At 74.3% G+C, this 13,778-nt stretch carries 11 protein-coding genes; 10 read left to right on the top strand and 1 reads right to left on the bottom strand.

The window, feature by feature from the left end:
• Nucleotides 1-166 precede the first annotated feature (166 nt).
• Nucleotides 167-1,099 carry an AraC family transcriptional regulator gene (locus R2D22_RS09295; RefSeq protein WP_318102595.1) on the bottom strand — a complete coding sequence of 311 codons (933 nt, stop codon included), beginning with the start codon at nucleotides 1,097-1,099 and terminating at the stop codon, nucleotides 167-169.
• Nucleotides 1,100-1,226: 127 nt separating this feature from the next.
• Here R2D22_RS09295 and R2D22_RS09300 point away from each other — a divergent pair, with 127 nt between their 5' ends.
• From R2D22_RS09300 to trpC, 10 genes are all read left to right on the top strand, one after another.
• Entirely contained in the window at nucleotides 1,227-2,468 is a 1,242-nt protein-coding gene (locus R2D22_RS09300; RefSeq protein ID WP_318102596.1) for an FAD-dependent monooxygenase, read from the top strand.
• Nucleotides 2,469-2,528: 60 nt separating this feature from the next.
• Nucleotides 2,529-4,043, top strand: coding sequence for a 4-hydroxyphenylacetate 3-hydroxylase family protein (locus tag R2D22_RS09305; protein ID WP_318102599.1), 1,515 nt, complete (start codon nucleotides 2,529-2,531; stop codon nucleotides 4,041-4,043).
• Nucleotides 4,030-5,451, top strand: a complete 1,422-nt coding sequence (locus R2D22_RS09310) for an MFS transporter (protein WP_318102601.1) — start codon at nucleotides 4,030-4,032, stop codon at nucleotides 5,449-5,451. The genes R2D22_RS09305 and R2D22_RS09310 overlap by 14 nt, the downstream gene beginning before the upstream one ends.
• Nucleotides 5,452-5,523: 72 nt before the next feature.
• Nucleotides 5,524-6,441 carry an SDR family oxidoreductase gene (locus R2D22_RS09315; RefSeq protein ID WP_318102603.1) on the top strand — a complete coding sequence of 306 codons (918 nt, stop codon included), beginning with the start codon at nucleotides 5,524-5,526 and terminating at the stop codon, nucleotides 6,439-6,441.
• Nucleotides 6,442-6,523: 82 nt separating this feature from the next.
• On the top strand, nucleotides 6,524-8,011 hold the full coding sequence (locus R2D22_RS09320; RefSeq protein ID WP_318102605.1) for a beta-ketoacyl [acyl carrier protein] synthase domain-containing protein: 1,488 nt from the start codon (nucleotides 6,524-6,526) through the stop codon (nucleotides 8,009-8,011).
• 79 nt (nucleotides 8,012-8,090) lie between these two features.
• Nucleotides 8,091-9,329: a monodechloroaminopyrrolnitrin synthase PrnB family protein gene (locus R2D22_RS09325; RefSeq protein WP_318102607.1), complete on the top strand. Its 1,239-nt coding sequence runs from the start codon at nucleotides 8,091-8,093 to the stop codon at nucleotides 9,327-9,329.
• Complete coding sequence (locus tag R2D22_RS09330; RefSeq protein ID WP_318102609.1) at nucleotides 9,326-10,609, top strand: flavin-dependent oxidoreductase; 1,284 nt, start codon at nucleotides 9,326-9,328, stop codon at nucleotides 10,607-10,609. Before R2D22_RS09325 ends, R2D22_RS09330 begins: the two co-directional genes overlap by 4 nt.
• A complete protein-coding gene (locus R2D22_RS09335; protein ID WP_318102611.1) occupies nucleotides 10,606-11,283 on the top strand; it encodes a DsbA family oxidoreductase in 678 nt (225 codons plus the stop codon). The genes R2D22_RS09330 and R2D22_RS09335 overlap by 4 nt, the downstream gene beginning before the upstream one ends.
• Nucleotides 11,280-12,935 (top strand): FAD-binding oxidoreductase, encoded by a 1,656-nt coding sequence (locus R2D22_RS09340; protein WP_318102613.1) that lies wholly within the window; start codon nucleotides 11,280-11,282, stop codon nucleotides 12,933-12,935. The genes R2D22_RS09335 and R2D22_RS09340 overlap by 4 nt, the downstream gene beginning before the upstream one ends.
• Nucleotides 12,932-13,741 (top strand): indole-3-glycerol phosphate synthase TrpC, encoded by an 810-nt coding sequence (gene trpC, locus R2D22_RS09345; protein WP_318102614.1) that lies wholly within the window; start codon nucleotides 12,932-12,934, stop codon nucleotides 13,739-13,741. The genes R2D22_RS09340 and trpC overlap by 4 nt, the downstream gene beginning before the upstream one ends.
• Nucleotides 13,742-13,778 lie beyond the last annotated feature (37 nt).

Consider the following 13,778-nt stretch of genomic DNA (forward strand, 5'->3'; position numbering starts at 1 on the left):
CGCACCCTCTCGGGCAGCCCCGGTTCGGCTCCGTCGCCTCCGGGGGCCTGGGCCACGGCCCGCCACGGCCCGCCACAGACCGGGCCGGGCCGGGCTGCGCTTCGCGCTCCGCGACGGCCTCCCGGTCACGGATATTAACGATGAATTCCTTTGGAGTTTCCTCGGATCAACCGCCTTCCCGCTCGGAGCGAAATGCGCCCGGAGTCATGTCGAATTCCTTGCGGAACGCCAAGTGAAAACCGACCTGGCTGCGATAGCCCACGCGCTCCGCGATTTCCTGCTGCGCCACCGAGGTGTCCGCGAGCAGTCGCTTCGCCTCCTGGAGCCGACGCGCCGTGAGGTGCCGCATCGGCGTGTCTCCCACCATTTCCTTGAACTGGTGGGAGAAGGCCGAGCGCGACATGCCCGCCCTCCTCGCCAGCGTCTCCACCGTCCAGGGCTCGGCGTACGAGCCGTGGATCGCCATCAGCGCCTTGCTGATGCCCTGGTGGCGCAGGGCCCGCAGGGCCGGCGACTCCTCCGTCAGCTGCTCCAGGGCGATCCGCAGGGACAGCACGAAGACCGTCTCGAAGGCCCGCAGGGCCACCAGCCGCGATCCGGGGGCCGTCCGGGCGATCTCGGAGGGCAGCGCGGCCAGCGTGGACATCAGCAGCGGCTCGCCCTCCAGCATGCGCCGACGCAGCACGATGATGCGGGGCAGCTCGCCGTAGAGGCCCGGGTCGGTCACCGGGCTGTAGCGCAGACTCGCGCAGAGCATCCGGGTCCCGTACGGCGGCGTCCCCACCCTGACCAGCCCGGACTCGCCCGGGCTCACGTTCGGCACGAGCGCCGACAGAGGAGTGGTGCGCGCCCCGCGCTCGCCGGAGAACGAGTGGGCCGTGCCGTGCGGAAAGATCGCGAGGTCCCCCTCGTGCAGCTCCACCGGGTCGGAGCCGTCCTCGAAGGTGATCACACAGCCGCCCTGGACCATGTGGTGCACGATCGCGCAGCTGTCCTCGTGACCCTTCACCCCCCAGGTCCCGCCCGCCTCCCACACGCTGTGGAAGATGTCGATCAGCCACAGCGGGCGCAGTAACGCGGTCAGCACGTCGTCACCCACGGACTCTCCTTAAACCGATTCGGCTCTTGCTTAATTGATCGTAGTCAGCGGGCCAAGAACGATGAGAGGGAGAGGCTGAGAACTTCGGCCCGTCAACGGGGTTGCAGTACTGGGGGAACGCGTTCCGATGAACATCGTGATTGCCGGCGCCGGCATCGGCGGTCTGGTCGCGGCGCTGAGTCTCCATTCCGCGGGACTGCGCGACATCGAGGTCCTGGAGACCGTGACCGAGATCCGCCCGATGGGCGCCGGGGTCAACCTGCTGCCCAACGCCGTACGCGAACTGGCCGCCCTCGGACTGGCCGAGACCCTCTCCGGCATCGGTGCCGACCTGACGGAGCTCGGCTACTACAACCACCTCGGCCAGACCATCTGGCGCGAGCCCCGCGGCCGGGCCGACGGCTGCCGCTGGCCGCAACTCGCCGTGCACCGGGGCGAGTTGCAGCAGGCCCTCGTCACGGCCGTGCGCGAGCGGCTCGGCGCCGCCGCGCTCACCACCGGCGCCCGCGTCACCGGTTTCACCCCGCACCCCGGTGGCGTCACCGTCGAGCTCGCCCCCGGCCCCGACGGCGCGCCGCGCCGGATCGGCGCCGACGTGCTGATCGGCGCCGACGGCATCCGCTCCGCCGTCCGCCGGACGCTCTACCCGCGCGAGGGCGAACCCCGCGCCGACGGCACCACCGTCTGGCGCGGCATCACCCGCGTCGCCCCCTTCCACGGCGGGCGCGCCATGGCCGTCCTCGGCGACGGGCGCTGGAAGGCCGTCGTGTACCCGCTCTCCACCGCGCCCGACCCCGACGGCCTCGTCCCGGTGAACTGGGCGGTCTCCCGCACCGCGGCGGGGTGCACCGCCCGCTTCCCCGCCGCCGTCACCGGCTGGACCTGCGGCGATCTGCGGCTGGACGCACTGCTCGGGGAGGCGGAACAGGTCGGCTCCTTCCCGCTCCTCGACCGCGACCCGCTGCCCCGCTGGTCCTTCGGCCCGGTCACCCTGCTCGGCGACGCCGCCCACGCCATGGCCCCCATGGGCTCCAACGCCACCACGCAGGCCGTCGTCGACGGCCGCAGCCTCGCCCACGCGCTGGCCCGTCACGCCGACCCGGTGGACGCCCTCGCCGCGTACGACCGGGAGCGCCGCCCCCGGATGAACCACCTCCAGCTCCTCAACCGGGCCAAGGGGCCCGAGCTCGTCATCGACCTGGTCCAGGAGCGCGCCCCGCGCGGTTTCCGCCGGGTCGAGGACGTCGTTCCCGCAGCCCTGCTCGCCCAGGTGACGAGCGGCTACGCGCGGGCCGCCGGCTTCGACGCCGACGCCGCCAACGCCCCGTCCCCCTACGGGCTGCCGCACCGGCCGCCCGCCGCGGCCTGACCGCCCGCCGCGCCCTCCCACGACCACCCACCCGATCGACACACACCCGGCAGGAGAACCATGACCCGCAGCGGCCAGGAATACCTCGAATCACTGCGCGACGGCCGTTCCGTATGGCTCGACGGCGAGCAGGTGAAGGACGTCACGGAACACCCGGCGTTCCGCAACACCGCCCGCTCCGTCGCCCGCCTCTACGACATGGCGCGCGATCCCGGGTGGCGCGACGTCCTCACGGTGACGCCCGAGGGGCAGCAGCGGCCGGTGCTCCGCGCGTACCACGTGCCCCGCACCCAGGCCGAACTGATAGAGCGGCGCAAGGCGTTCAAGACCTGGTCGGAGGCGAGCTTCGGGTTCCTCGGCCGCTCGCCCGACTACATGGCCGCCGGAATCGCCGGCTTCGTCTCGTCCCCCGACATCTTCGCCGGGGCCGACTTCGACGGGCGCGACAACCTCGCCGCGTACCACCGGCGGATGTCCGAGGGCGACCTGTACCCCGCCTTCACCATCACCAACCCGCAGATCGACCGCACCCGGGCGGGCAGCGAGCAGGAGCAGGACGACCTCTTCGTCCGCGTGGTCAAGGAGCGCGACGACGGCATCATCGTGCGTGGCGCCAAGATGATCGGCACCGGCGCCGTGTTCGGCGACGAGATCATCGTCGGCACCATCGAGCCGCTGCCCCGTCAGGACATCGAGTACGCCCTTACCTTCTCCGTGCCGCTCTCCACGCCCGGCCTGAAGTTCATCTCCCGCACCTCCTACGAGGCTCAGGCCCGCAGCGTCTTCGACAATCCGCTCTCCTCCCGCTTCGACGAGAACGACGCCCTCCTCGTCTGCGACGACGTCTTCGTCCCCTGGGAGCGGGTGCTCACCTACCGGGACACCGACACCACCTTCGGCATGTGGTGGCTGACGCCCGCCTACAACAACTTCGTCCACCAGGCGGCCACCCGCTTCTGGACCAAGCTGGAGTTCCTCGCCGGGCTCGCCATCCTCATCGCCCGCTCGAACAACACCTACCAGCTGCCGCCGGTGCAGATGCAGCTCGGCCGGATCATGGGCTGGCTCAGCATCGCCAAGTCCATGGTGCTCGCGGCCGAGGCCGAGTACGAGCGCGTCCCCGGCGAGAACGGCGCCGTCCACCTCAACCGGGCGATCGCCTCCGCGCACCGGGCCATGGCCGGTGACATCTACCCCAAGGTGCTCGCCGAGCTCAAGCTGCTCGCCGGCGGCGGCCTCATCCAGCTCCCCGCCTCCGGGTTCGACCTCACGCACCCCGAACTCGGCCCGCTCGTCGCCAAGTACGTCCGCTCCACCGGCACCCCCGCCGAGCAGCGGATCAAGCTGATGAAGCTGGCCTGGGACGCCCTCGGCTCCGAATTCGCCTCCCGCCACGAGCAGTACGAGCGCTTCTACCACGGCGCGCCCCACGTCTACCTGCCCGGGATCGTCCGGGACGGCGACCCGGACCACCTGGCCGCCTTCACCCAGTCCTGCCTCGACGGCTACGGGCTCGACACCCACGAGAACTTCCCCGTCCCCGGTGCGGGAGGGGAGCACCATGGCGGTAGCTGACCGCGGGCGGGCCCTCGCGCTGCTCGCCGGCACCCAGTTCGTCCTGCTGCTCGACACGTCGATCATCAACGTCGCCGCGCCGTCCATCGGCGAGAGCCTGGAGATCTCCCCGGCCGCGTTGTCCTGGGTGGCCAACGCCTACCTGGTGTCCTTCGGCGGACTGCTGCTGCTCAGCGGGCGGGCCGCCGACCTCCTCGGGCAGCGCAGGGTGTTCGTCGCCGGCCTCGGCGTCCTGGCGGCGGCCTCGCTGCTCGGTGCCCTCGCCGGTGACGCCGGGCTGTTGATCGCGGCCCGCGCGGCGCAGGGCGTCGGGGCCGCGATGGCCGGCGCCGCCGCCTTCGCGCTCCTCCTCACCCTCTTCCCGGAGGGACCCGAGCGGCACCGAGCGCTGGGCGTGTTCGCCGCGATGGCCGGCGCGGGCGGCGCGGCCGGGACCGTGCTCGGCGGGGTGCTCACCAGCTGGCTCGGCTGGGAGTCCACCTTCGCCCTGAACGTCCTCGCCGGCATCGCGCTGATGCTGCCGGTGCCGCGCCTGCTGCCGGCCGGCGGCGCGGCCGGCGCCCGGCAGGGCTTCGACGTGCCCGGCGCCGCCACCGTCACCGCCGGACTCGCCCTGCTCGCCTACGCGGTGGTGAACGCGGGCGAGGCCGGCTGGGGCTCCACGGCCACCCTCGCCACCGGGGCCGCCGCCCTCGTTCTGCTGGCCCTGTTCGTCCTGGTGGAGCGCCGGGCCGCGCATCCGCTGGTGCCGCTCTCCGTGCTCGGCCGGCCGTCGCTGCGCCTTGCCAACATCCTCGCCGCGCTCTGGCAGATGTCGCTGTTCCCGATGTTCTTCCTGGTCAGCCTGTACCTCCAGGCCGTGCTCGGCCAAGAGCCGGTGCTCGGCGGCCTTGCGCTGCTGCCGCTCTGCGTCGTCGTCATCGCCGTCGCGGGCCGCACCGACCGGCTGATCGCCCGGTTCGGCCTGCGCGCCGTGATGGGCGCCGGTTTCGTGCTGGTCGCCGCAGGCATGGCCTGGCAGTCGCTGCTCTCCTCCGACGGAACGTACTGGGTCGACGTGCTGCCGCCGAGCCTGCTGCTCGGCGTCGCGCTGCCTCTCGTCTCCATCACCACGAACATCGCCGCCACCCTCGACACCCGCGAGGAGGAGTCCGGGCTGGCCTCCGGGCTGGTCAACACCAGCCTCCAGTTCGGCTCCGTGATCGGCCTGGCCGTGCTCTCCGGCGTGGCCGCCGCCGTCACCGGCGCCTCCGCCGAGGCACGCGGTCCCGCGCTCACCGACGGTTTCGGCACGGCCCTGCTGGTAGGAGCCGTGCCCGCCGTCCTGGCCGCGCTGCTCACGCTTCGGCTGCGGCTGCCGGCCCCGCCCGTGGCCGGCGCTCCGGAGCATCAGCGGACCGCCTCCTGACCGACCCGGCACCCACCGCACCGCAGCGGGCCGGGCCGCCACCCCACCGAACCACCTGATGAAAGGCACGACATGACACAGGAGCACCGCAGGCACGTCCTCGTGACCGGCGCCAACGGTTTCCAGGGCGGGGCCGTGGCCCGGCTGCTCGCCGCCGAGGGGCACGACGTGCGCGGGCTCGTCCGGGACGGGGCCAAGGCCGCGACCCTGCCCCCCGGCGTCACCCCGGTCCACGGCGACCTGGGCGACCCCGAGGCGCTGCGCGCCGCCTTCGACGGCGTCACCCACGCCGTCGTCGTGATGCCGCTGGAGTACGACTCGGAGACCGTGGCCGGGTACGCCCGCAACATCGCCGAGGCCGCCCACGAGGCCGGGGTGCGCCGCCTGGTCTACAACGTCAACACGCCGGTCCCGGACGAGACCACCCCGTACGCCGGGTTCGAGACCCGCCGCCTCGCCGAGCGGATCCTCCTCGACGGCAAGGTCCCCGTCGTCGTCGTACGGCCGCCGGTCTACCTGGAGAACCTCTTCAGCCCCTGGAACGGCCCCGCCATCGTCAACGACGGCGTCCTCGCCTACCCGCTGCCCGCCGACCAGAAGGTCGCGTGGATGTCCCACGCCGACCTCGCCCGCGTAGCCGCCCGCGCCCTCGACGAGGACGTGCCGGCGGGACGCGTGTGGAACGTGGGCGGCGGCGAGGTCCTCACCGGTCCCGAGCTCGCCACCGCCTTCGGGCGCGCGCTCGGCCGCGAGGTGACCTACCTGCCCCTGGACGTCGCCGCCTTCGAGGAGGGCCTCGGCCGGGCGATCGGCCCCGAGGCCGCCGCCGGCGTCGCCGGCATCTACCACTACGCCGGCACGGGCCGGGCGGCCGACCTGCTCGCCCCGTCTCCTGCCGACGTCGAGACCGCCTTCGGCGTGCGCCTCACCCCTGTCACCGAGTGGGTCGAGGCGCAGCCCTGGGAGCACTGGGCCCACGCGGCGGGCTGATCCGGGCACGGGCCGGACCGGGACACCGGCCGGCCCGCACGGCCCTGATCGGCCCGCCGACACAGCCACGGGGGGAGCAAGGATGTACGACCACACCGGCGAGCTCGGCCAGGAGCCCGCCACCGAAAGCGCGCGTGAGCGCGGACGAGAAGACACCACCACCGCCGTCGCGGTGATCGGGATCGGCTGCCGGCTGCCGGGGGCCCACGGGCCCGCGCGGCTGTGGGAGCTGCTCCGGGCCGGCCGGGACGCCGTCGGTCCCGCACCGGAGGACCGGTTCCCTGCGGACGCCGCACCGCCCGCGGGCGGTCTGCGCGGCGGCTTCGTCGACGGCGCCGACCTCTTCGACGCCGGCTTCTTCGGCATCCCTGACGGCGAGGCCGACGCCATGGACCCGCAGCAGCGCCTGCTGCTCCTGACCGCCTGGGAGGCGCTCCAGGACGCCGGCGCCGACCCGCGCGCGCTGGCCGGCAGCCGTACCGCGGTGTTCGTCGGGCAGTCGCACGCCGACCACTGGGACCGGCTGCGCGCCGCCCGTGCCGGATCGCTCGACCTGGACTGTCTGGTCGGCGGCCAGCAGCGGTCGATGCTCTCCGGACGACTCTCCCATCACCTGGGCCTCCACGGTCCCAGCGTCACCCTCGACTGCGCCCAGGCGTCCTCGCTCGCCGCGGTCCATCTGGCCTGCCTCAGCCTGCGCGCCGGCGAGTCCCGGACGGCTCTGGCCGGCGGGGCGAACCTGGTGCTCGGCACCACCGCCACCGAGGTCTTCGACGGCGCCGGCGTCCTCTCCCGGGAGGGCCGCTGCCGCTTCGGGGACGCCGCCGCCGACGGCTTCGTCCGCTCCGACGGCGTCGGCGTCGTCGTGCTCAAGCGACTCGACCGGGCCCTGGCCGACGGCGATCCCGTACGGGCCGTGATCCTCGGCAGCGCCATGAGCCACGACGGGGCGGACGAGAAGCGGATCACCGACCCGTCGCCCGCCGGTCAGGCGAGGGCCGTGCGGTGGGCCCATGAGGACGCCGGCACCTGCCCGGGCGACGTCGGGTACGTCGAGGCGCACGGCACCGGCACCCGCATCGACGCCGTCGAACTCGCCGCGCTCACCGAGGTGCTGGCCGAGGGCCGGCCCGCCGGCCGGCCCTGTCTGGTCGGCTCGGTCAAGAGCAACATCGGGCACTGCGAGGCCGCCGCCGGCGTCGCCGGTCTCATCAAGACCGTCCTCTGTCTGGAACACGGCGAGGTCCCGCCCAGCCTCCACTTCGAGAACCCGAACCCGCGGGTCGACTGGGAGCGGCTGCCACTGGTGGTGCCTACCTCGCTCCGCCCGCTGCCCGCCCCGCCGGGAGGGCCCGCGCTCGCGGCCGTCAACGGCCAGGGCATGTCCGGCACCAACGTGCACCTCGTCCTCGGTCCGCCGCCGCCCCGCGCTCCCCGGCCGTCCGCCGACCGCGCGGAGGGCCGGCCGGCGGGTCGCGCGGAGGGCCGGCCGGCGGGTCGCCCCGCCCAGCCCTGGCGGCTCCGCCGTCACGCCTTCCCTGCCGCGCCGGCCCGTCGGCCCGGCCCCTGACTCCCGACCTCTTCGTCACCGCCCCGTCCGGGCGCGCTCGACCATGTCCACGCTCGACCACACTCTCCGGAGAACACCCGTGACCAGCACACTCGGCATCGATCTCGGCAGTTCCATACGTTCGGCGGCGATCCGGGAACTCGACCCGCTCGCCGCCGACAAGCTCTGCTTCGACATGCGCCGGCAGAACGAGGACGCCGACGTCCCGGCGCTCGTCTCCGCGCTGCGTTCCCTCGTGCCCACCCTCGACGACGTCGCCGGCTACTCCCCCGAGGAGTGCGTCGCCGCCATGCGGGACCTCGGCATGTTCCTCGGCTCGATCAAGAAGCACGGTCCCGAACCCGTGCCGTTCGTCCCCGAGGTGACCCCGGTCCTGCTGGAACTCGGCCGCCGCACCGACATGGTGCCCCGGGACACCGTGCACCACTACACGACCTGGAACCCCACCGGCGGCCGTCAGCGCATGTACTGCGGCGACATCCAGGAGGCGTACCTCCAGGAGTCCGTCCGCATGGTCTTCCCGCACCTGCGCGAAGGCCTCGAACTGGCCGGCATCCTCAGCGACATGGACGTCGACGACCCCAAGTTCGGTGTCCTCACCGACGAACTGACGGGTCACGTGGAGACCATGGTCTCGTCGATCGACATGGTGGTGGCCAACGTCAGCCCGGTGTTCTTCGCGCGCGGGCTGCGCGCCTACTTCGAGGAGATCACCGTCGACGGGCGGGTGCTGCTCGGCCCCGCCGCCGCCCAGGTCCCGCTCTGGCTGATCGACCAGGCCGTCTGGGCCTCGGACCGCAGCGAGCCCGGCTACCAGGAGTTCCTCCGCGACTCGGTGCCGTACAGCCTGCCGCGCTGGCGGGAACTGTACGAGCACTGGACGGCCGTGCCGTCCGTGGTGAGCCGGCTGGTCGCCGCCTACGGCGACGACCCGGAGGAGACCGAGCGCCGGGTCCCGGCCCTGCGGGCCTCCAGCGAGGCCCTCGCCCGGCTGCTGCGTGTGATCGTCGTCTTCCGCGGCCGGCACCTGGGCATCGCCCGCAAGGCGTACGACGCGGACCTCCGGCTCTATCCGGTGGGCAGCGGCGGCGCCAGCGTCGACCTGCTGCGCCGGATCACCGACCTCACCCGGGCCACCGCCCGGCTGACCGGGCGGCGGTCCGCCGGCGCGGCCGCGGCGTCCACGGAGGACTCCGGCGCCCGGGCGTCCGGCTGCGCCCACGCCTCCGCGGGTGCCTCCGGCTGCGCCCACGCGTCCGCCGGTGCCGCCGCCGACGCCGCCGCCGGTGCGGAGCGGGCCGAGCGGAGGAGCGCGTGAGCATCCTGATCGCGGGCGCGGGGATCGGCGGGCTGACCACCGCGCTGAGCCTGCACGCCGCCGGCCGCACCGACGTGCGCCTCCTGGAGGCCGTACCGGAGATCAAGCCGCTCGGCGTGGGTCTGAACATCCTGCCCAACGCCGTGCGCGAGCTGGCCGAACTCGGCCTGCTCGACGAGCTCCTGGCCGTCTCCGTGCCCACCGGGACCCTCGGTTACCACAACCGGTTCGGGCAGCTCATCTGGCGCGAGGAGCGCGGCCTGGCGGCGGGCTACCGCTGGCCGCAGCTGTCGATCCACCGCGGCCGGCTGCAGTCCGTCCTCGCCGAGGCCGTGCGCCGCCGGCTCGGTCCCGACGCGATCGTCACCGACGCGCGCGTGGAGGGCTTCGAGCCGCGCCCCGACGGGCGGGTCGACGTGCTGGTGAACCACCCCGCGGCCGGACGGGCGAGCCGGACGACCGCCGACGCGCTGATCGGCGCGGACGGCATCCACTCCCGGGTGCGGGCCCGCCTCCACCCGGAGGAAGGCCCTCCGCCGTGGAACGGGCTCGTGGTGTGGCGCGGCACGACCACCGCCCCGCCGTTCCTCGACGGACGGTCGATGGTCATCGCGGGGGACGACCGGCGGCGCGCCGTGATCTACCCGATGTCCGCCCCCGAAGGGCCCTCCGGCGAGGTCCTGGTGAACTGGGCCGTCGCCCGCGCGGCGGACCCGGGCGCGGTCTTCGCGGATGCGGACTGGAACCGGGCCGTCGCGCCAGAAACGTTCCTGCATCACTTCGCCGACCTGGCGTTCGACTGGCTCGACGTCCCCGCCCTCATCCGCACCGCCCGCGAGGCGTACGTCTACCCCATGGTCGACCGGGACCCGCTGGAGCGCTGGACCCACGGCGCGGTCACCCTCCTCGGGGACGCCGCCCACGCCATGTATCCGATGGGTTCCAACGGCGCCACCCAGGCGATCGTCGACGCCCGCGTCCTCGCCCGCGAACTGGTCCGGCACGACTCCCCCGCCGACGCCCTCGCCGCCTACGAGGCCGACCGGCTCCCGGTGCTCACCCGCATCCAGGCCAGCGCCCGGCGGCGCGGCCCCGAGGTGGTCATCGACCTCGCCCACGAGCGCGCCCCGGAAGGCTTCGACGACCCCGCCGAGGTCTTCCCCGGCGACGAACTGCAGTCCATCTCGCGGGACTTCGCCCGACTGGGCGGCTTCGACCCGGAGACGGTCAACACCCGCCCCTCGCTCGCCGCCCCCACCGTCACCGGAGGTGCCCGATGAGGATCGACATCTGGTCCGACGTGTCCTGCCCCTGGTGCTACATCACCAAGCGGACCTTCGACCTCGCCCTCTCCGCCTCCGGGCGGAGCGACACGGAAGTGGTGCTCCACCCCTTCCTCATCGACCGCGAACAGCCCGCAGAGCCGATGCCGATGCTCACCTGGCTGGCCGGCAAGTACGGCGAGGAGCGGGCCGCCGCGATGAACCGGGAGGTCACCGCCGCCGGACCCCGTCACGGCATCGCCTTCCGCAACGAGACCGGCTTCGCCGCGAACACCCTGGATGCGCACCGGCTGCTCCGCTGGGCCGGACACACGCACGGCCGGCCCGTCCAGTCCCGGCTCGAGGAACTGTTCTTCGGTGCCTGGTTCACCGAGAGCGCCGACCTCTCCGACCACGGCGTCCTGCTCGACCGCGTCGAGCGGGCCGGCCTGCCCCGCGAGCACGCCGCCCGGCTGCTCGCCTCCACAGAGGGCGTCGCCGAGGTGCGGGCGGAGGACCGGGCCGCCCGCGCCCGGGGCATCACCACCGTTCCCCATGTCGCCTTCGGCGACGGGCCGGTCGTCGAAGGCCGCCAGGAGGACCCCGCGGTCTTCCTGCGCATCCTGACCGGCACGCCCGCCGCCGCGCCCGCCTCCACCACCGCGACACCCATCCAGGAAGTGAACCAGTGAGCACGCTGTCCCGCCGCGGTTTCGTCGGAGCCGCCGCCCTCGCGGGCGCGGCCGTCACCGCCGCCCCCGCCACCGCCCTGGCCGCGCCGGCCGCCGAGCCGACCGGCCCGGCGGCCGAGCCCGCCACCGTCGTGCGCCCCGGCGACGCCCCGTACGCGGACCTCAGCCGGGGCGTCAACCAGCGCTGGACCGGCACCCCGGACACGATCACCCTGCCCCGTACGACCGCCCAGGTCGTCGCCGCCGTCCAGCGGGCCGTCGACACGGGCCGCCGCCCCGCCGTCAGGGGCGGCGGGCACTGCTTCGAGGACTTCGTCGACCACGCCTCCGTGCGCGCGCTCGTCGATCTCTCGGCCATGAACGCCGTCTCCTACGACACCCGCCGCAGGGCCGTCGTGGTCGAGGCGGGCGCCCGGCTCGGCGAGGTCAACGAGCAGCTGTTCAAGCGGTGGGGCGTCGCTCTGCCCGGCGGCTCCTGCCCCACCGTCGGCGTGGGCGGCCACGTCAGCGGCGGCGGCTACGGCCCCCTCAACCGCACCCTCGGCCTCACCGTCGACCACCTGTACGCGGTCGAGGTGGTCGTCGTCGACGCCTCCGGCACCGCCCGCGCCGTCGTCGCCTCCCGCGACGACCGCGGCGCCCTGCGCGACCTGTGGTGGGCCCACACCGGCGGCGGTGGCGGCACCTTCGGCATCGTCACCCGCTACTTCTTCCGCACCCCCGGCGACCTGCCGGCCGGACCCGGGCACGCCCTGCCCGCCCCGCCGCCGGAGCTCCTCGTCTCCACCGTGGTCTGGCCCTGGGCCGACCTGGGGCAGGACTCCTTCACCCGACTGCTCACCAACTACAGCGCCTGGCACGCCGGGCACAACACCCCCGGAGACCCCGAGGCCGACCTCTACAGCCACCTCGCCGTCTTCCACCGCTCCGGCGGGGCCGTCGCCCTCAACGTGCAGCTGTCCACCCGGGCCGGCGACCCCGAGCGCCGCCTAGACGCCTTCCTCGCCGCCCTCGGGCGCGGAGTCGGCGTCCAGGGCCGCACCGTCGAGCGCACCCGTCTGCCCTGGCTGATGTCCACCCGGTGGAGCGGCTTCGCGGACCGGCCCACCGGCAAGCGCATCAAGGGCAAGTCCGCCTACCACCGCCGCGCCTTCGACGAGGGGCACGTCACCGCCCTCCACCGGCACCTGACCCGCACCGACTACGGCCACCCCGGCAGCGGCCTGCTGATCGCCCCGTACGGCGGACAGGTCAACGCCGTCGCCCCCGGCGACACGGCCCTCGTCCACCGGGACAGCGCGCTCATGCTCATGTACGTCAGCGAGTGGACGGCCGCCGAGGAGGACGCCCGTCACATCGGCTTCCTGCGCGAGCTGTACGAGGACGTCTACGCGACCACCGGAGGCGCCCCGGTCCCCGGCGCGGCCACCGGCGGCGCGTACGTCAACTACGCCGACACCGACCTCAAGGACCCCGCCCGCAACCGCTCGGGCGTCCCGTGGCAGGAGCTGTACTTCGGCTCCAACCTCCCCCGCCTGAGCGCGGCCAAGCGGCGCTGGGACCCGCACCACGTCTTCCGGCACGCCCTCTCCGTCGAACCCGGCGGGCCTGCCGGTCCCGTGGCGCCCGTCGCCCCCCGGAGCGCACGGTGAGCGTCCTCGACGACCTGGTGCGGGGCGCCGCCGAGGACGCGGCCGCCCGCCGCCGGGCCCTTCCCCTCGACGAGGTACGGGACCGGGCGCGGGCGCTCGGCCCGGCGCGGGACGCCACCGCGTGGCTCCGCGACCCGGCGGGACTGCGGGTGATCGCCGAGGTCAAACGGGCCAGTCCGGCGCTCGGCCCGCTCGCCGCGATCGACGACCCGGCCGCCCTCGCCACCGCCTACGCGGCCGGCGGGGCCGGCGCGATCAGCGTGCTGACCGAGGGGCGCCGCTTCGGCGGCTCCCTCGCCGACCTCGAGTCCGTGCGCGGCGCCGTCGACGTGCCTGTCCTGCGCAAGGACTTCGTCGTCGACCCGTACCAGGTGTGGGAGGCCCGCGCGCACGGCGCCGACCTGGTGCTGCTCATCGTCGCCGCCCTCGACGGCCCGCGCCTCGCGGAGCTGCTGGCGGTCGCGGCGGAGGCCGGTCTGACCACGCTGGTCGAGGTGCACGACGAGGCGGAGGCGGAGCGCGCCCTCGCCGCCGGTGCCCGGGTCGTCGGCGTCAACGCCCGCGACCTGCGCACCCTGCGGGTCGACCCGGAGGTCTTCGCGCGCGTCGCGCCCGGGCTGCCCGAGGACGTGGTCCGGGTCGCGGAATCGGGCATCCGGGGCCCCGAGGACGCGGCGCGCTGCGCCGCGCTCGGCGCCGACGCCGTCCTGGTCGGCACCTCCCTCGTCACCCATGGCGACCCGGCCGGCGCCGTCGCGGCCCTCACCGCGGCGGGCCGCCGCACGCCACCGCTCGCGACGGCATGACCCCGCACAGACCGGCCCAGTCCACCCCGGCCCGACA

The organism is Streptomyces sp. HUAS YS2, assembly GCF_033343995.1.
Classification (GTDB): domain Bacteria; phylum Actinomycetota; class Actinomycetes; order Streptomycetales; family Streptomycetaceae; genus Streptomyces; species Streptomyces solicathayae.